A 20232-nucleotide genomic window follows, 5' to 3' on the forward strand; every position below is an offset into this window, starting at 1 on the left:
ATGTTAGAAAAAAGATCATGTCCGAATTGTGGCTCATTGGAAATGCCATCCATAATTTATGAAATTGCAGACATACCTATTCATAGTGTACAATTATTAAAAACCAAGGAGAAAGCCATAACATATCCGAAAAGAGATATTGAACTGGGATTTTGTGAAAAATGTGGTTTTATCTCAAACGTTTCATTTGACTCAAGTGTCCATGAATATTCAAATGAATATGAATCAACACAAATTTATTCAACAACTTTTAATCTATTTGCCCGGAAATTAGCCCGGAGTTTAATTGATCGCTATGATCTTCATGGCAGGGACATAATTGAAATCGGATGTGGTCAGGGGGAGTTTTTATCAATGCTTTGCGAGCTTGGGAATAATCGCGGCAGGGGCTTTGATCCGGCTTATATACCAGGACGCAATGATAATCTTGAAAAAAACCACGTTTCCATCATAAAAGACTTTTATTCAGAAAAATATGCTGATATTCAATGTGACTTCCTTTGCTGCAGAATGACACTTGAACATATATATGAAACAGCTGATTTTATAAGAACTGTTAAAAAATCAATTCATAACAAACCTGATACCACAGTATTTTTCCAGGTTCCCGATGTCAGGCGAATCCTGAAAGAGCAGGCATTCTGGGACATATATTATGAACACTGCTCGTATTTCAGTCCGGGATCCCTGGCTAGATTGTTTAGAAATAACGGTTTTGAAATTACGGATCTGTATATTGATTATGACGATCAGTATATAATGTTGGGAGCACGGTTAAGCCAGGGAGGGAAACCTAATTTGTTACCAGCGGAAGAGGATATAGTGCAACTAAAAAGCCAGGTTGATATCTTCTCTAAGAACTGTAAGAAACAATTAAATACGTGGAAAAGCTACTTTGAAAATTCAAGGAAAAAAGGCCGCAAAGTAGTCCTCTGGGGAGGAGGTTCCAAAGGAGTTGCATTTCTAACCACTCTCAACATTCTTAAAGAGATAGAATATGTAGTTGATATCAATCCAAAAAAACATGGAACATATATGGCAGGTACAGGGCAAAAGGTCATTGCCCCGGAGTTTTTAATTCAGTACAAGCCTGATACAATTATAGTTATGAATCCAATTTATCGTAATGAAATCCAGGAGACTCTTGATAAAATGGATGTTACTGCAGAACTAAAATCCGTTTAACAAATTTAGAGCATGGAAAAAAGAAAATTGAACATAATTCGAATGAGCCGATGTTAGTGAATAATAAGAATATAGTGAATAAGGATATAGTGAATAATAAGAATGCTTGCAAAGAAAGTATATGTCCTGTCTGCAGATCATCAAATACTGATGTTTTTCTTAAGATTCCGGATGTCCCCGTCCATTGCAACCTTCTCTGGGAAACAAGCGACGATGCTTTGAACGCTCCAAGGTCCGATATTATTTTAATGTTCTGTGAAGATTGTGAACATATTTTTAATTGTGCTTTTGACCCCAGGCTAATGGAATATACGCAACAATATGAAAATTCATTACATTTTTCTCAAATTTTCCAGGGTTATGCTAAAGAATTGGCAGATAGATTGACAGAAACCTACAATTTACACGGAAAAAGTATAATTGAGATAGGATGCGGAAAAGGGGATTTCTTAAAATTGCTATGTAAAACCGGCAAAAACCGGGGAGTTGGATTTGATTCCAGTTATGAAAATGTCGGGGAGACACCCTGCCCTGATCCGGAAATTACTTTCATTAAAGATTTTTATTCGCAAAGATACCTGGATTACAGGGCTGATTTCATATGTTGCCGGCAGGTCCTGGAACATATCGAATCTCCGGTTGATTTTCTGACTGAAATTCGCAAAATGATAGGTGATAATCGTACAGTTGTTTTTTTTGAGGTCCCGAATGCAGATTATACTTTGAAGGATCTTGGAATATGGGACCTGATTTATGAGCATAGGTCATTTTTCAGCAAACGATCACTTGCTTATTTATTCGCTTCATGCGGATTCTCGATTTGTGCATTAAACGATTCATATAATGGTCAATTTCTTTTCATAGAGGCTATAGCTGGTACTTCGCAATCCAGCCGAAAAACAGGATATGAATCCAATATGAAACTTTTATTGGACCTGTTTGTAAGGAAATTCCATACTAAAATAAGAACCTGGAAGAAAGAAATCAAAACTGTTGAACAGTCCGGACAGAAGATTGTATTGTGGGGAGCCGGCTCTAAAGGTGTCACGTTCTTGAATATGATCGGGGCCAAAAAGCAGATAGGATATGTCATTGATATCAATCCCCGTAAACAGGGAAAATATATTCCGGGGACAGGCCAGAAAATATGTTCACCTGAGTTCCTGAGAGGATACCAGCCTGATAAAATAATAATAATGAATGCAATATATAAAAATGAAATCCAGCAGATAATGAATGGTTTAGGAGTATCAGCACAATTGATATTTGTTTGAGGTTGATAAAAAAATGAATCCGGGATCAGAAGGAGAAAAATATAATAATAAAAAATCCAGAGTTCCAGTAAGTTTCGGTTTACCAGTGTACAATGGTGAAAAATATCTTGAGGCGGCGCTGGACTCAATCTTGGCCCAGACGTTTACGGATTTCGAGCTGGTAATTTCTGACAACGCCTCCACGGACAGAACGCAGGAAATCTGTCAGGCATACGCAAAGAAAGATTCCCGTATTCGTTATCACAGGATTGAGAAAAATCGCGGTGCTGCCTGGAACTTTAATAACGTATTTAGTTTATCTTCAGGTGCCTATTTCAAATGGGCTGCACATGACGACCTCATAGCTCCGGATTATCTATCAAAGTGCATAAAAGTTCTTGAGGAAGATAATTCAATTGTGCTTTGCAGTTCCAGAACTGAGATCATCGATGAATATGGGACTGTCATTGCAGACTACATTCTTAAGCTGAATACCAACCAAACCAATAAAAAAATCCGATTCAATCTTCCATTCAGCAGACGCTACTTAGCAAGAAAACTGAGTGTTAATTCCGTGAAGCCCCAGGATCGGTTCGGTGACGCCATATTCTTTCATCCGATGTGTTTTGAGGTATTCGGATTGATCCGGTCCGATGTGCTCAGGAAAACTTCACTTATCAAATCTTATCCGGGTTCTGACCTGGGTTTACTTGCCGAACTTAGCCTGCTCGGTCGGTTCTTTGAGATTCCCGAATATCTTTTTTTCAACAGGGACCATGCAGAGCGCTCTGTCAGGGCGCACCCGGATATGCACCATCGCAGTGTCTGGTTCGATTCGTCAAAGGGAGGACAGATATCATTTCCGCACTGGAGGTTTTTTTTTGAATATTTCAATTCAACAAATCGCTTTTCCCTGGCCTTTTATGAAAGAGTATGCTGCTATGGACATTTAATGAACTGGCTGCGATCCCATTCCAGGCAGATGGCCATGGAACTGAAATTTGCTGCCATATATTATTTGAATCCTGTCAGGAAAAAAAATAAATTATGAATATACTTCTCTTAGCACCGAATCCGCCCTACCCGCCGAATAGTGGAGCAAAAATCAGAAATTTTAATTTAATTAAAACAATATCAAAATACCACGATATCTCCGTATTATTTTTAGTTCGTCCCGGTGAAATTAAAGATGTAATGGGACTGGAAAAATATTGTACCGTTTATCCATTACCATTCCTGGCGAAAAAATATGGGCGGCTAAGATCACTCTTATCCCGGAACCCTTATGAGACAATGTTAAGTTGTTATTCAACAAAAATTCAAGAGCAGATCTCTCATATAATCAATCATAATAATTTCCAGATTCTCCATGTTGAATCGCTTTTAATGTCGGCGTACGTGAAAAATATTTCAACCATTCCAAAAGTATATGATGCACATAATATCGAATCCGATATATTATATAGAACATTTATAAATAAATTCAGTACTAAGTCGGTTTTGACTTTCCTTGACTATCTTAAAAATAAGAAATTCGAACAGGATGCTGTCAGGAGTTTTGATTCCTGCATCTGTGTCTCTGAACACGATAGTAAAAGGCTCGGAGCAATGGGGGCGCAAAATATAATGATGCTGCCCAATTGTGCGGATCTGGATTATTTTTATCCTGTTGAACGGAAAGACTTTAGCCCGAACATAGTGTTCACCGGTCTTATGAACTGGTATCCGAATGTAGATGCAGTTAAATCTTTCTGCAGGGATGCATATCCAGTTTTAAAAGAAAAAATCCCTGAAGTCAAACTCTATGTTGTAGGAAGAAATCCCATCAGTACCCTGAAGGACATCGAAAAACACACTGATATCTTCTTAACGGGTGAGGTGCCTGACGTAAGGCCGTTTATTTCTAATTCGGATGTCTGTATAGTCCCATTGCGTATCGGTGGCGGGACACGCCTTAAAATTCTTGAGTATTTCGCCATGGAAAAGCCTGTAATTTCAACCTCGATCGGCGCGGAGGGCATTGATGTGATAAATGGAAAGCACCTGATAATAGAGGATGATATCAGTAAATTCCCTGATAGAATCAATGAATTATTAAATGACCCGGAATATGCAAGATATATTGCTAAAAATGGAAGAAAACTGGTGGAAGAAAAATACTCCTGGGATCAGTATGGAGAAAAATTGAGTCAGATTTATTATAATTCCTCCACTAAATGACTATCCGAATATACAGTATAATTTTTTTAATTCAATTTTTTAAAATATACGCGCGAATAATCGATCTTTATTAGTTCTACTTTCAGGTTTCTCATACTGATAAATTCATCGACCGCTTTTTTACATCCCGGGAAAAAGCCATAATCGTCTATTATTATATATCCTCCTTCAATAACCTGGTCATAGAGATTCTCTAAACATGTTTTTGTTGACTCATACCAGTCCCCATCAACTCTAAGAATAGCGATCTGACCTATTTGATCTTTGTATTTCGGGATTGTCTCCTGGAACCAGCCTTTTGCAAAGATTATATTACTCTTATTTAAATTTAATTTTTCAAAAAATAATTCCTTAACATCCTCTATTAGAGCGATATTCGTACCCACAGGAGTTAATTTGCCACTCATTTTGCCTTCAGCCAGTTCCATGGCATTCTCTCCCGAATCCATTCCCGTAGCTTCCGGCATCCCCTCAAATGAATCAAAGAGCCAGATTTTCCTGTTGTTCCCGGCTTTATCAGCAATAATAGCCATAACCGCAGCGCACCCGCCTTTCCATACGCCGCATTCAACGAAACTTCCCCTGGTGTTATTCTTTTCTATTACTTTAGCGAGATCATAAACATTTGAAAGGCTTGCATAATTTTGCTGGGAATATGGAAAAAGTTCCCAGAATAGAAGGAGCTTCCTGATATTTGCATATTCTTTAACCGGAACATATTTCCAGGAATCAGACATTCGCCTGGAGAATAGACGTGTATGAATGAATATTTTATTTTTCCGAACAAGATTTTTGACCTGGTTTATCATAAATACCTTTCAATTAACGCTGAATGACTATATCATATACTAATATATTTATGCTTATTCTATCAAAAATATACATTTTGGACTTGAAAAGATTTTTATATATCAATCTCACTCATTAGAAAAATTAGAACTCTCTAAACCGGATTGATTTACCCACGGTATTCCTGATGAATGATCGAATTGTCTCCGATATTAACTCCCTTTAAAATTATCGCCCTTGCTCCGATCCAGACATTATTTCCAATAACTATCTCCTATCATTTTTGAAAATGCTGTTAAAACTTCCTTGATCCTTTGAAAAATGGTGTTACTTTTTTATATGTGAGCATTGCATAAAAATATACAAGATATACGAAGATTGGAAAAACCAGGGCAACCCACCCATATTTTAACCATTTTCCGTTTCCATCGATCCTGTATAAAGCCAGGGGTTTAATTACATTTAACAGGATTACAAGTGAGAAATAAATGAACCATACTTCCAAAAAGATAAATGAGGCTTTATTACCTATTATATAGTAAAGAAGAAGGGATACAGGTAACCCTGATGTGAAATAAGTTGCATTCAGGAGCGTAAATAAGACATTTTTTCTTTTATTGTTGTAGAGTAATGTGGTATGCAATAATATCCTGACCCATCTTACTCCATTGGTTAAAAATCCAGCAAAAGTGCCGGGAATATCTGTTCTTACTACGCTGTCTTTAACGAATTTTATTTTATATTTGTCTGCACATTGAATATTCAAATAATAATCATCTGCAATAACTTTGTCATCAAGCACGATTCCATTATCAAAAACGGCACTTTCGAATGCAGTTGAACCTCCAAAAAAGCCTTTTTTATCTGTTACATATCTCAGATAACTATGATATAAAGAATACCATGTTGTTACCCAGTTTTCTATATAAGGTTTGAAATCAGCAACTGTTATGTTTGCCTCTTTGTTAATAATCGGTTTAACCAGGTAATTTAGCCAGTTTTCATCAACAAGGCTGTCAGCATCCAGGAATATGACTATTTCGCCCTGTTTATGTTTCAAACCTTTATTTAAAGCCGCACTCTTTCCGAGAGGCTCCTGTTTGATTGCCTTTATCCTCTTATCTTTCTTAGAAAGATCATCTGCAAGTTCAAATGTTTTATCTTCTCCGCCAGCGATAACAATTAATTCGAAATTAGTATATGTTGATTTTAATATATTTAATATGCTTCTCTTTATGGTGCCCTCTTCGTTCCATGCCGGGATAATTATAGAAACAAGCGGGAATGTCGAAGGTTCTTCGATTGTATCAATATTTTTAAGAGGCTTGAGATGCAGAATATTTATTAATATATAAACAAATAAAATTATTAATATAGTATATTTCCATACAATGTCAAATAGACTGAGTAATATATATGATAGGATCATAAAATATATAATTTTGTTATTTAATTTCATCGGACTTATTTATCCCCTGTTTTATTACAAATTTTTCCATATCCCTGTCATTTAATTACAGATTTCCTGTCACCAATTTACAAATGTCTCATTAATTTAAATCGCGCATTTATTAATGCCGTATTAATTTTATATCTTAATTTGTTCGTTATTATCTGAAACTTATAAATTTCTTTATACTCTCCACCGAATTTCCTCTTGAATGAACTTGGGCCTTCTCCACTTCCTTCATCTATCGGTACACCATTAGCATCATATCGTGGAGGTAATGCCCCCCCCATATCATAATATGAATACCCCTGTTCTTTTGACCATTCAATAATTTCCCATTGAAGTAAATGGTTTGGTCTGAATTCCGAAAATTCATGGTTTGAGCCCCCCAATTTCCATATCACTCCTGTACTGGATAATAAAATCAGATTGCCAGAAACAATTTTATTCCCTATTTTTGCAACAAAAAGCCGCGAAATCGTTTTGTTTTCAAATAACTCTTTAGTAAAATTATATGATTCTAAAATAAACTCTTTACGGCCAGCGGTCTTTGAATATATATCCCACCACTCTAAAAAATCTTTTTCGCTGCCTGTTATTACCACCTCAACATTCTTTTTCTTAGCCTGCCTTATTTGATTCCTTGCTTTTTTGTTCAAATTATTCCATAACGTTTCGATATCATCATGAAGATTTATTATATAAGTTCCACTATTTTTATGGGGGAATTGTAAGAATGCTTTATCCGTAATTGAAGTTTGTATCTCTATTAGGGGGATGTTTTTTTCTTTCGAAAGCAAATAACATCCATCAATGAATTCATCCACATTACCATTATAGTAAAATACGTTAGCTTTTACGGTTCCTATTACAGGTCTTTTTATTAAAAAACCGGTATTTTCTAATACCTTTATAAATATGTAATTTCTATGCTTTGCATATAAACCGGCATATTCATTATTCTGGAAAATTTCTCCGCTTTTCCATTCTGCGATACTTTTATCCTCCATATTGCATATTCTCCTTTTTAGCAAGGTTCTTCACAACTCTGGCAGGAACACCGGCCACTACAGTAAAAGAAGTAACATCTTTTGTAACCACTGCACCAGCTCCCACAACTGCCATCTCATGAACAGTCACACCTGGCAGAATAATTGCGCCAGTACCGATATACACGTTATCTCCAATAACTATAGGTTTCTTAAACGGCTTATAGAACCTGTTAAGTTTATTGACCTCTAACCTGGAGTTCTGGTTTGTAATTATCTTTGCAAAAGGTCCAACTGCAGTGTTTTTGCCAATTTCTATCCTGTCATATGCATGCAAATAAACGCCCTGTGCGATCTCTACATTCTCTTTAAGGTAAACATTTTCAAAATTACCACCTATATGCACACCGTACTCAATTGTTACTCCTTTTTCCATCTTCAGGCCTGCTAATTTATAGAGCAACATCCGGAAAGCTCCAAATGGGACCGGAATATATTCTGCTATATACAAGAAAATTCTCTTTATTGTTCTTAGAATTTTCATTTCATAACCTCTCCGGCTGCTTCCTTTGCAGTTAGAAATCTAAAGGGAACGCCATAATTTCTCGAAGCTTCATGTATATATTTCAGATTTCTCTTAAAGTAAGTCGATGTTAATGAATCTTTTCCAGTCAATTCATCTGCATGGAAATATGAAACCAAAAAGGTCATGCAATTATTTTCCTTACTTTCAAAGAACTTTCTTATAACACAGGACTTAAAAAAATCCGGATGATCATCTATTTTAGCCGGATTTCTTTTTCCTAAAGGATATCCCCTGCCTGGCCTGAGAAATCTTTTTAGTATCCTTTTAATTTGCCAGGATAATGATATCTCAAAATTTGTCAGTGGAATTTCCAGAATGTTCAAAGATCGCTCATTCATATCCGCTTCTCTACGATAATCTGACTGTGATGGAAAATATGGTGGATCTTTAGTAATTTCCCAATCATAGTAAAGAGAATCCGGTGAGTCATTTACTGGTTTGATAGATTTTTGCCCCGGCATTCCTGTAATATCCACTTTCAATCCGAGTTCATCCATCTTATTCATTGTGATATTGCTATGAAAATTCCAGCACATCCTGCTGCTGGTCAATTTAAACTCTTCTGGAAATCCTTTGTATCCTTCTTCCATACAATTTTCAATCCATATTCGATCTTCCAGTTCAGGATACCAGCTTTTTATGGATTCATTCCATCTCCACAGGTGAGGATGCCAGCCAATTTCATCCCCTTCGGATTCAAGGCTTTTCCATTTATCCATGAAATTTCTTACCATCCATGCTGGATCTCCATATAACTCTTTCATCTGGTCATCGGATCTGAGAAACCATGTTATTTTAGCATTATGCCCTTTCGTATCCTCAACAGAATTAGAAATTTCTTTAGCTTCAGGGATACCTTCCTCTATGCCTTTCCACGTGTGTTTTCCAAAATGCACATCGTAATCCAGACCGCCATATTGTGGTTGATCCGGTTCTGTGTCACAACAAATAATAACTATTACTTCATTCATAAATTCTTTTAATTAAGTCTATTTAGTACTTATCTCTATTAACTTATTAGGTTTATTTATATTGAGAAGCCTTAAAAAACTCAATATCGTATTCTATTATAATAATATTTATGGCCATATCTTTGAAATGCATGTTCATGTGTTCTCCTGAATAAAGGCAAAAGGTTGAAAAAAATACTATTAACAGAAGGAGATAACATGAAAAATATACAATATAACTCAACTAATCACATCCTTAAAGCTACATTAATTGCCATTATAATAGTGGCAACTACATTACCACCAGCAAATGCATCACCTGATATGTCAAAAAATGTAATCGGCAGGGCATTATGGGAACATTATTGGAATATCCAGAACACTCCTGAATATTATAATGGGCTACTTGATAGGGCTCAATATATCAATGCGGACTCAATCGTTATGCCGTGGGGGACATGCTTCTTTGTTAAAGAGATTGCGCCAGGACAGGGATACTATGACTCACTGGGTAGAACAAAGAAAACTCTTGTGGATTTCTTAGCAAATGCACATAGTAGAAACATTACGGTTATTTTACTTTCCCCGGCTAATAAAATGACACTTACGGGAGATAGTTCATGTAAAGGGTATTTTGGCACACAGTATTTCCCTAAAGATAAAAATGGAACTAATTTAGAAAGTACCGGGACGAATTATCTGGATTTCAACTATCCTGAAGCCAGAGCAAAAAGAATCGGATTAATAAAATATGCAGTAAGCAATTTTGATTTCGATGGAGTTCTTATCGAAGAACCTGGCCTGTGGTTAGCAGGAACCACTAATACCGGATATGGAGTTGAATGGTCAGGAAGAGAGGGTATTTTAAAAGAACATGGTTATGATATAAACATGTATTCATATCCATTTGAAAACTCGCCTCCTAATGCAAATCCGGTTTTACTTGATATGCTTCATGAGAGAGAAAAGGGAATGACATTGTTCTTCAAAGAACTCCGGGAAAGCATCTCATCATTAGGAAATGATTATAAATATCCTTATTTTTTGATCGCGGCACAGACATATCAGACCTCGTACAATTCAGGTTGTGTTCTTGGAAATGGATGTGCTTCATACTCAATAAATCTTACAGATTTAAATAAAAATAAATATATTGATTTATGGCTAACTGAGCGTACATCACCAGATAAAATTGGAACTTATACTCTCACCACACAAAAAAACTATTTGGAAGAAAATGTTAGAAGCACTCCTGATATTTATCATTCTGCGATAACGTATATTACGGATAGCGCCCTAAACGGTACGTACCTGAATCCATTATTCTTTGATGAAATATCAGCCATATCATCACTTGGTGGGACATCAGAAATAATTTATGCCGCTGGATTTTTAAATTATAATACATATCCACCTCTATGGAATCGAGTTCCATCTGTATCATCTGTTTCTCCCTATGAATGGTTAAGAAACAACTTACCAAAAACTAAACGCACATTCAATCCAATTGGATTGAATGCTGACAGCTTGTCCTCGGGACTCCCAAATATTACCTCTCATCCTGCAAATAAAACAAGTGCTGTAGGGCAGGCTGCCACATTCAGCGTGGTGGCTACAGGAGCGTCGCCGGGATATCAATGGCAGAAGAATGGCGTGAATATTCCTGGGGCGACGGGTTCATCTTACAATATTACTGTAACAGACTTATCTGAGGACAGATCAACGTTCCGTGTAAACTTGACGAACTCTTTTGGTAGCGTGGTGAGCAATGCTGCAACTTTGACAGTTGTATCAACCTCTTCAATTAATCTTGTCAGGAACCCGGGTTTTGAATCAGGTACAACTTCATGGCTGTTCTATACAAGCGGAAATGGGACTTTCAGTACAATATCCCCTGGATACAACGGGACAAAAGCTGCCAATCTTTCATTGATCAGTGGTGGTTCGAATATCCAGTTGTATCAGACAGGGATAACACTGGAACCAAATACCCCCTACTGGTTGAGTTTTACAGCATATTCAACAACAGGGCATGACCTGACAGTGAATTTGATCAAACATAGTTCGCCATATACAAATTATGGTTTGAGCTTTACACCAGACCTTGGGACGAACTGGCAAACCTTTACAACTGAATTTACCACAAATGGTTTCTCAGGAACAGTGAATGATGCACGTTTGATGTTCCAGCTTGGGCAGTTTGTTGCTCCAGGAGATAGATATTATATTGATGATATAAGACTGGAGAAGGTCGAAAATACCAATAGTATCTATGATATAAACAATGATAGCATCGTGAATAAGTATGATCTGTTTGAAGTCTCTCTTCATTTTGGTGAGAATACAGCAATACCTTACCCGATTTATGATGTAAATGAAGATGGAAAAGTAGATCTTTCGGATTTAATTTTGGTGAGTAGCAATATTATTTAACAAATATTATATTATTAAACAATTAAAAAAGAAAAGATACTTTCGATTTATCGAAAGTATCTACAAACCCAATCATACCGTATTGCTGTCATTGATCATTTCCAATCGTATATCATCAATGTAGTATATATCCCTGGCAGAGGCAAATGGTCCAAGCTGGAACGTCAAACGTGCATCATTCACTGTTCCTGAGAAACTGCTGGTCTTAAATTCAGTTGTAATGGTTTGCCAGTTCGTTCCAAGATCTGGTGTAAAATCCAGACCATAATTAGTATATGGTGAATCATGCTTGATCAACTTCATGGTCAGATCATGCCCTGTTGTAGAATATGCTTTAAAACTCAACCGATAGAGGGTATTCGCTTCCAATGTTATTTCTGTATGATACAACTGTATGTTTGTACTGCTGCTGCTCAAAGCAAGCTTTGCAGCATTGTTCCCCTCATATCCTGGAGAGGACATACTGAATGTCCCGGAGCCACCTGTGTAGAATAACCAGGATGTGCTTCCCGATTCAAACCCTGGATTGCTGAGTAAATTATTGGCTGGGCGTAAATCCGTGGTGAACTGCCAGTTATACGGTGAAGCCATATTAGTGCCGGATAAATCCTTTGCATCATTTCCAATAATTACATTGTAAACTGTATTGTATGAAAGGTTCACAGGGGTATAAGTCATATTGTTTCCCGACCAGCTGAAATCACCTGTTGTTTCCGGAATAGTGGAGAATGATGATTGCACCGATGACTTGTCCATCGCCTTACTGAATTCCACCGTTATCTTCTCTTCTACAGAAACGTTCTTTCCTGTTGGCGAATTTTCGATCACTTCCGGAGGTATGACTTTCTCCAGTCGGATATCATCTATATAATAAATGTCTCCTGCTTCTGCAAAATCTCCAATGAAGAACATCAAGCGTGCATCATTCACTGTACCTGCAAAATCGCTTGAAGTAAATTCAGTCGTAAAGGTCTGCCAGCTTGTTCCCATATCAGGTATAAAATCCAGACCGTATGGATCATATGGGGAATCATGCTGAATCAAACGAACTTTCATTCCATGTCCGGTTGTGGAATAAGCCGAAAAACTCAAACGATATTGTGTGTTAGGTTCCAATATTATATCCGTTTGATATAACTGGATGTTCGATCCGCTACTCTTTAAATAGAGCTTCGCAGCATTGTTTCCCTTATAGCCCGGAGATACAATACTGAATGTTCCCAGGCCATTCGTGTAGAATGTCCATGAGTTGTCTCCTGATTCAAATCCCGCATTGTTGATAATTGTAGGTGTCAAATTTGTATCCGGTGGGCTAATAGTATATGTTGCTGTGACTATATCGCTTGGTGTTAATCCCGATTTCCATGCTCTTGCTTTCAAAGTTTTAGTTGAGGAAATAGTGATCGGGCCTGAGTATGCTGGAGAGTATTCGGTTGGTGTAGTGCCATCCGTAGTATAGTGTATTGTTGCACCGACAGTACTTGTTGAGATCGAGATACTCAGTGGGCTTGAATAAGTGCCTGAATTATAAGAGAGTGTTGGGGTTGCGACCGTTGGAACTATAACTGGTGTGGGGGTAGCTGTCGGAGAGTTTGTCGGGACTGTTGATGTTCCACAGGAAGACGTAGGAATGCCCCGCAAAGTATTCATGATATTCTGTCCGTTTATAGTTCCCGCTAAATAGACCCAGGAGAAGATACCCACAGCGTCTGCACCGTATTTACACGCAGTTGCAGCCCTATCGAAAAATACAGGATTTGGCAAATTTCCTGTAGAAGAATGATAATACGGATATATTGTTGCGACTATGGGGATCTCAGGAATGGCTTTTGAAGCATCCTGAACTTTTTTCCCGAAACTGTCCATAGTATTACCGCCAATTTGAAGCGAATACCAATCAATCAGGTTATTTTTAGCCAGATATTGCGGGTCAAGTCCGGCGATAGTTGCTGAGCTATACCAAATAATCCAGCTGTTTGCAGATAATTGAAAATCAGGGTTAGCCTTGTTGGCATTTATAGAGTTTCTTAATCTTGTGAAAAATGTATTCCATGAATCTCTTTGTATATCTGTAATATCTTTTTGTACCTGTAACTGGGTTCTTCCTCCAGGATACAGCGGGTCATAACCATATTTATTTTTTACCTTTTCACGCACTGCTGTTGAATATGAATAATGCAAAAGAACGGGTTCTTCAATATGAAGCCCATCCAGAGTTGGATAATGTTTCGCTACCCATGTATACAAACCTATTTCGTAATCTTGAAGTTCTTTGAATGATATATCCAGGCGGTAATATGAATTTGATTTAATTTTACTCCCGGATTGGGTAACTATATTAAATGGATAATTAGCAGAAGGGCCAAAAAGTCTATATTCTGCCCTGAATGAACCACTAACGATGCTAACGGCAGACCACGCATGAACCTGTATATTATTTGCATGAGCTTTCTTAATAAAATATTCAAGCATGGGTAATCCATTATATGTCGGCTTCGCTCGATCATCCCAGCTTGCTTTATTTACCGGGTCGCGGGTTGCTTCAAAATATTCACTACCTACCTGTACTGCAATAGCATCAGCCTTTATGGCAACAGCATCCGAGATAATCTTGTCTATTTTTGCTGTGGTATCAAGTGCGCCTCCCCATTCATTTACATAAAGCAAACGATTGAAAGGCTGTCCTTCTGAAGCACCTGCTACATCCATTCCCCCAAACGCTAATATTAATAATAACATAATGCTGAGAATGGATTTATTGTTTATTGGACAATTTCTTAAAACATTTTTAATAACTTCTTCAGAATTTTGCCGCATAATTGTATAACTCATGTATTCTAATCACCTTTTTACATTGTAAGAACTTATAATCAGATATTTCAATTTTATTTAAACATGTTGACAGTTTTTCTAAGTTTTTTAAGTTTTAAAGAATTACCGTGATTTATTTCAAGAATTAAAGAGTGGATATTGGATATTTATTCAATTCTATGGATTCTAACGCTTTAAACATATTTTAAGAAAAAAAGAACCCACAAATTCTATAATCAAGTAGCATATTACAAAAGTGGGGCTTATGATAATAGCATTTGAATCATTATGGATCAAAATAAATTTCTAAGATTCCATATACTGATATTCCCATTATCAAATACCTTGTCAACCTCATCGATTCTTGATCCCAAAAATACAGAAATAGCTCTCTCATTCTTTATGTAATAATTAATATTGAAATTTTGAGCAAGATTGCCCCACCTGCCATCTAAACCCTCTGAATTTAATTTATACCACATCCATGTGGTCATTCCGGTTTGGTTTTCCAAATTGTAAGGGCCATCTAAATAAAAAAGACTCGAGAATGGAGACCTCATTGACACATTGAAATCTCCCAGATAACCTTGAACAGGATATACTACAGGGCCTTCACTGAACATAGTTATTCCCGAATAAGCAAGCACTCTGCGGTTAAGTACCCCATCGTCAGTATATACCAATTTGTTCGTAAATGATTTGGTCCATTGAGCAGCATTAATGGTACTTTCTTCTGCCCAATATGCATTTGATTTACTTTGACCTTCAATATTAGACCTGCCAAATTGATAATACTCTGAAACTCCCATAGAAATTATAATAAAGATTAACATAATATAATATGCAGTTTTCCTGTTTTGGGATATCCTGATCAGGTTCACAACTCCATAGCTTGCCAGCAATGCTTCCAGAGGTAACATGAAATATTTGGCATACATCACGATTCCAAAAAGAGGCGTGAAAAATAATAAAACCAATATGATAAAACTTTCTTCAAAGGTTCTATTTTTTTTAAACAGAAGAGAAATGAAACCTCCTATTGCGAAAAAACCCATTATCCCGACATATCTGGAATAATTGAGAATTAATTTATCCAGAGTAGTTTCCTGGATGGAAAGCTCCATAAATAAAAATATGAATAATGCTAATAGTACTATAGATCCGAAAAAAACCGATGATTTGAATTGAATATTGCGAATTAATACAGCAAAGAAAAAACTTAGTACAATAGGAATAACGAGTAAAAAGAGATTATGTGTCGCAAAAAGCAATATAAATAATAGAATAGTAAATAAAACATATTTTAATTTAGAAAAGCGATATTTGATCAGGAAATAAATAAATAATGGTAACATCACCAGGAAAAAACCCCTTCCTGAGGCGCTCCATGTTGTCAGATACAATATTCCCGGTGATGTTGAATATATAAGTGCTGTAATAAACTTGAATATTTTATCATTATTTATCACTCCTGCCATTAAATATGATGTAAATAAACTAAAAATCCCTAACGATACCAGAGCAACCCAAATTGCCTGTTCCATTTCCAGAGATATTAATTGTGACACTCCGGATAAAAAAAAAGGCAGGGCACTTGCCTGAGAAAAAGGATACAAACCAACTATTGAGAGTGGATGGATCCACCATTTTGCATGACCGGATACAGATATGGAATCTGAAATAAAGTGGATCAGGAACGAGTCATTTCCGATTTCATGGGGCGTTACGGGGAATCTCAAAATAACATTGATAAGAATCAGGCAAATCCATAGAAAAATCCAGCTGCGTTTTGAAAAATTATAATCCATAATATCATGTCCTTCTGGACTTATTATTAAAATAATATTGCCAGATCTCCCTGGGTTTTCGATAATAATAATATTCCCTGATTACAGGGTCATTTGTTTTTTCTTTTCGATGTATGTAACTGCTAATATATCCGAATAAATATGCAAATCCTAAATAATGCGGTCTCTTGAAACAATACTTAAATCCTTTTGCAGCAACAATACATGGATTCATATCCAGGTAATATTCAGAGGTGCCTTTTAAATAATAACCTTTTTTCAATCCTTCTGCGCTACCTGTTTCTCTTGAATGGATCATTTTTATATCATTAAATCTTTTAATTTTCCATTCTTTTAGCATTGCTTTCACCCTCATAACGCTTTCCCATGCATAAGATACCGGAACTCCGCCAATTTCCTCAATACATGCTCTCCTGCACATCATTTCACCCCCTGAAATTGTATCATATCGACTTTGGGCATCCTGCAAATTACCAGAGGCATCGATATATTGGATATTTCCACTTGCAATTCCTAGATCCTCATCTTTTTCAAATACGGCGAGGAGTTTTTTAAAAAAATCGTTGTCTTGCGTATACATATCAGAATCAAGAAACATAATACAATCATATGTCATGGTATGTTCTTTACAAAAACTTTGTGCAAAGTCAAAGCCTCTTTTTATAACTTCAGAGATATGAATCGTCAGATCCCTGTATCCTTCATTTAAATAAATGCTTTCAACCCAGCTATGATTTTTCCTGGTATCTTGTATTATCTCGGATGTTTTATCAGTGCTTCCATCGTCTACAATGACCCATAATGCCGGTTTGATTGATTGGGATAATATTGATCGGATTAAATCCTTTAAACTTTTTTCTTCATTCTTAACCGGTGTAATAATTATGTAATTCATAACTCTTACAGGATATTTGAGAAACTATCCGGGAAATTTTCGACAAACTCGATCATAAATTTTGACACATCAATTTTATCTTTTAACATGTTATCCCTTTTTTTCGCCCAGGTACCTTTTATGTCTTCCTGCTCTAATAATTTAATTGCAGTTCCAAGAATATTGTCATATGATCTTTCAACTTCTGAAAAACTGAAGATCAGACCATATTTTTTTTCTTGTTCATCAATATATCCAGTACGCAGGTTATTGATGTAGATCGCCGGCGTGCCAAGTACGGCAGCCTCGCTGGCCATTGTACCGCCTTCTCCGATATACAGTGTCGCATAGCTAAGCAGGTCATGCAGCATTTCCGGTCCTACTTTGATACGATAGGCTTCAAAATCTTCCGGAAGTGCTGTTTCCGATGAAATAAATACTTTACCATATTTTTCCAGTTCTTTTATTAATTTTAATTTCATTTCAAAACTTAATCTTTTTTGGCCAACATCATGGATAGCATTCCACGAAACAAAACGAAATATGAAAAAAACATCGCCCTTGCTCAGGTTCATTTTAGATAATATTGACGGATCCGGCCGGAAATGATCTGGATGAAGGTACGCCAGCTCAAAATAACCATTGAATCGAACTTGTTTCCTGCCAAAGTCTTTTTTAAAGCAATCCGATGTGACTATTGCTGAAGTAAATGGTAATACTATTTTATGTAAATTTTCAACGTGTTCGGTATCTTCAAAAACGATAAAAGGTTTCTTCAATAAAGCACTGACATGGGCAAAGTGGGGCAAAGCCTGTCCTATAAAAATATCCGGCCGAAATTCCAGGGCTATTCTAAGTGTATAATATTCCCACATTATCAAATTTAATATTTTCTTAAATAATGTCGGTTGATTTTTTCCAATGACATCATATTTAATATTAAATTTCTCAAGAAGGTATCCTGTGATTTCTTTTTCAACCAGGACTACCCTGACTTCGTGATCCCTCGCACTCATCGCCTTTATGAAGTATTTAAACATATATACTTGCTTCGGATGTGAGATCCCGATTAAAATTCGCATGGAGTTACCTCTTTGATGAATTGAACAGTTTTTCCTCTAAGTATTTTTTAATTTCTTCATTAACAATTTCAAAGGGTTTGGATGTGTTGAATATGGGATAACTGTTTTCTTTGGCAATTTCCAGATATTCTTTTCTTTCACAAGAAAGCTGGTCTGAATTATATAATATATGATTACCCCTGTAATCTATTGTTTCCATTGATTTTTCCAGAGGCGCATCAAGCAATAAGCCAATATCGGTTCTAATATTTTTCCAGATAGGACGCAACCATTCTACATGGTAATTCAGGGCTTTTGATTTTATGAGAGTCGCGCATACAAACCGATCAAAAATAATAATATCATAGTCTCTATATTTCCATTTGCTGTAGTAGAACATCAAGATGTTATCAAGCAAAGCCACGGGAGGTTTAAGTAAAGCTGAAAACGAATATTTTGCGGGAGTATAAGGCTTCAAAGAATCACGATTTCTCCCGCTATCCACATACTTCCCGACCCGTCTTTTCAGTACATCTGCAAACATCCATTTATGAAATGGGATAATTATGCAATTTAATTCCTTTTCCTTAAACCATGAACCTATTTTTTCCGCATGAGTAGATTTTCCAGTGCCGTCTACTCCAAGAAATGCAATTGTGATTTTTTTTTCCATTTCATACCTTCTTTAATCTTTGCACTCATATCATAGCAATAATTCATTATTCTTTCAAAATCAAATTTATGTTACTACTCACTTCTTTAAATACAACATCATCATACTCGCCTGGAATTTCCATCTCATATATGGGTATGCCTTTTAAAAAACCAATAAGTCTGTTTTTCATATTTATCCAGTGTGCAGCGATCTGACTTTCCGGAAAAATAAAAGAATATGCCAGCATGTATTCAAAAAACGGATTTGAAGATATGCCCATGAGATTGGGCATATAAGCATGGTTCATTTCCATCATATTATTTGCGATTAATTTATCAACGGCTTTTTCCAGGTCATATTCATTTAGAGTCATTGATTTTCTTGCGGATTTTTTAACGATAAAAAACAGTGCCTTTAATTCAGACCTCTCAGGGACATTTACTTTAAGCCGCCCCAGATTGTCGTAATTATTGATATTATGTTTTATCAAACCTATTTTATCCAGAAAATTACGTTTATTTTCTGTTGGTAAATAGCTGCATCTGTAATCAAATGAAATCAGGCCAACCGGATAACTCCGGATTTGTCCGTCATTAAATATTACTCTTTCATCTCCGAAAAAATCAAAACCTGCTTTCCGGATAAAATCCATTGCCAGGGTTGTTTTGAATGCTCCTCCCATCCCAGCCAGCAGAAATGCCTTATTATCTTTTCCAAGGCCTGCGGAATGGATTAAGAAATATCCTTTACTTGATAATTTATAATCAATAACAGAACTCAGGAAAAGATTATGGGCACTTAAGATGGGCAGAAAACCCCTTATTCCGGGAACCTTAATATCGAAGTTTATTATCGTGTCTCCTGATTCGAATCCGGATAGCTCCACTTCCCATTTCGTTGTACCTTCCGAATCCTTACAGTAAAAATAATTGTTTTTTATATAATATTTACCATCAACAATATAACTATCTTCATTCGACGGCTTAAACTTACCGATATTAAGGATAATATCCGGTTTATCTACATGATCGACCTCAAAAAATCGATGCTCAATATTAAAATAGTTAAATAAATTAAATTTTTTATCTATTAAAATTTGAAATTTTAATATGTTATGAATATTGTAGTTTAATGTTTGTTTCATGTTTTATCCTTACCAGTGTGAGAT

Annotated in this window: 16 protein-coding genes and 1 pseudogene; 5 read left to right on the top strand and 12 right to left on the bottom strand. The window is 36.2% G+C overall.

Annotation, left to right across the window (positions count from 1 at the left end; genetic code table 11):
• The 4 genes from FIB07_00710 to FIB07_00725 all read left to right on the top strand — a co-directional run bounded on the left by FIB07_00710 (position 1) and on the right by FIB07_00725 (position 4658).
• Positions 1 to 1185 (top strand): methyltransferase domain-containing protein, encoded by a 1185-nt coding sequence (locus FIB07_00710; protein NJD51371.1) that lies wholly within the window; start codon positions 1 to 3, stop codon positions 1183 to 1185.
• Positions 1186 to 1274: 89 nt separating this feature from the next.
• Positions 1275 to 2459, top strand: a complete 1185-nt coding sequence (locus FIB07_00715) for a methyltransferase domain-containing protein (protein ID NJD51372.1) — start codon at positions 1275 to 1277, stop codon at positions 2457 to 2459.
• Positions 2460 to 2472: 13 nt separating this feature from the next.
• A complete protein-coding gene (locus FIB07_00720; protein ID NJD51373.1) occupies positions 2473 to 3489 on the top strand; it encodes a glycosyltransferase in 1017 nt (338 codons plus the stop codon).
• Positions 3486 to 4658, top strand: a complete 1173-nt coding sequence (locus tag FIB07_00725) for a glycosyltransferase (GenBank protein NJD51374.1) — start codon at positions 3486 to 3488, stop codon at positions 4656 to 4658. Before FIB07_00720 ends, FIB07_00725 begins: the two co-directional genes overlap by 4 nt.
• A 26-nt stretch (positions 4659 to 4684) precedes the next feature.
• Here the strand turns inward: FIB07_00725 and FIB07_00730 are convergent, their stop codons facing one another.
• The 6 genes and pseudogenes from FIB07_00730 to FIB07_00755 all read right to left on the bottom strand — a co-directional run bounded on the left by FIB07_00730 (position 4685) and on the right by FIB07_00755 (position 9443).
• Entirely contained in the window at positions 4685 to 5467 is a 783-nt protein-coding gene (locus FIB07_00730) for a hypothetical protein (GenBank protein NJD51375.1), read from the bottom strand.
• Between the two features lie 149 nt (positions 5468 to 5616).
• A pseudogene (locus FIB07_00735) lies at positions 5617 to 5718 on the bottom strand (hypothetical protein).
• 24 nt (positions 5719 to 5742) lie between these two features.
• Positions 5743 to 6906 (bottom strand): glycosyltransferase family 2 protein, encoded by a 1164-nt coding sequence (locus FIB07_00740; protein ID NJD51376.1) that lies wholly within the window; start codon positions 6904 to 6906, stop codon positions 5743 to 5745.
• Positions 6907 to 6983: 77 nt separating this feature from the next.
• Positions 6984 to 7907 carry a GNAT family N-acetyltransferase gene (locus tag FIB07_00745; protein NJD51377.1) on the bottom strand — a complete coding sequence of 308 codons (924 nt, stop codon included), beginning with the start codon at positions 7905 to 7907 and terminating at the stop codon, positions 6984 to 6986.
• Complete coding sequence (locus FIB07_00750) at positions 7897 to 8430, bottom strand: acyltransferase (protein NJD51378.1); 534 nt, start codon at positions 8428 to 8430, stop codon at positions 7897 to 7899. The genes FIB07_00745 and FIB07_00750 overlap by 11 nt, the downstream gene beginning before the upstream one ends.
• Positions 8427 to 9443, bottom strand: a complete 1017-nt coding sequence (locus tag FIB07_00755; GenBank protein NJD51379.1) for a hypothetical protein — start codon at positions 9441 to 9443, stop codon at positions 8427 to 8429. Before FIB07_00755 ends, FIB07_00750 begins: the two co-directional genes overlap by 4 nt.
• A 198-nt stretch (positions 9444 to 9641) precedes the next feature.
• Here FIB07_00755 and FIB07_00760 point away from each other — a divergent pair, with 198 nt between their 5' ends.
• A complete protein-coding gene (locus FIB07_00760) occupies positions 9642 to 11855 on the top strand; it encodes a hypothetical protein (protein ID NJD51380.1) in 2214 nt (737 codons plus the stop codon).
• Between the two features lie 72 nt (positions 11856 to 11927).
• Here FIB07_00760 and FIB07_00765 read toward each other — a convergent pair whose 3' ends face one another.
• The 6 genes from FIB07_00765 to FIB07_00790 form a co-directional block, all read right to left on the bottom strand.
• Positions 11928 to 14687 carry a hypothetical protein gene (locus FIB07_00765; GenBank protein NJD51381.1) on the bottom strand — a complete coding sequence of 920 codons (2760 nt, stop codon included), beginning with the start codon at positions 14685 to 14687 and terminating at the stop codon, positions 11928 to 11930.
• Between the two features lie 272 nt (positions 14688 to 14959).
• Positions 14960 to 15721, bottom strand: coding sequence for a hypothetical protein (locus FIB07_00770; GenBank protein ID NJD51382.1), 762 nt, complete (start codon positions 15719 to 15721; stop codon positions 14960 to 14962).
• Positions 15722 to 16478: 757 nt separating this feature from the next.
• Positions 16479 to 17369 (bottom strand): glycosyltransferase family 2 protein, encoded by an 891-nt coding sequence (locus FIB07_00775; protein NJD51383.1) that lies wholly within the window; start codon positions 17367 to 17369, stop codon positions 16479 to 16481.
• Positions 17370 to 17374: 5 nt separating this feature from the next.
• On the bottom strand, positions 17375 to 18430 hold the full coding sequence (locus FIB07_00780; protein ID NJD51384.1) for a DUF354 domain-containing protein: 1056 nt from the start codon (positions 18428 to 18430) through the stop codon (positions 17375 to 17377).
• Positions 18431 to 18434: 4 nt separating this feature from the next.
• Entirely contained in the window at positions 18435 to 19082 is a 648-nt protein-coding gene (locus FIB07_00785) for a hypothetical protein (protein NJD51385.1), read from the bottom strand.
• Positions 19083 to 19128: 46 nt separating this feature from the next.
• Positions 19129 to 20208, bottom strand: coding sequence for a hypothetical protein (locus FIB07_00790; protein NJD51386.1), 1080 nt, complete (start codon positions 20206 to 20208; stop codon positions 19129 to 19131).
• Positions 20209 to 20232: the final 24 nt, after the last annotated feature.

It is taken from the genome of Candidatus Methanoperedens sp. (genome assembly GCA_012026795.1).
Lineage (GTDB): Archaea > Halobacteriota > Methanosarcinia > Methanosarcinales > Methanoperedenaceae > Methanoperedens.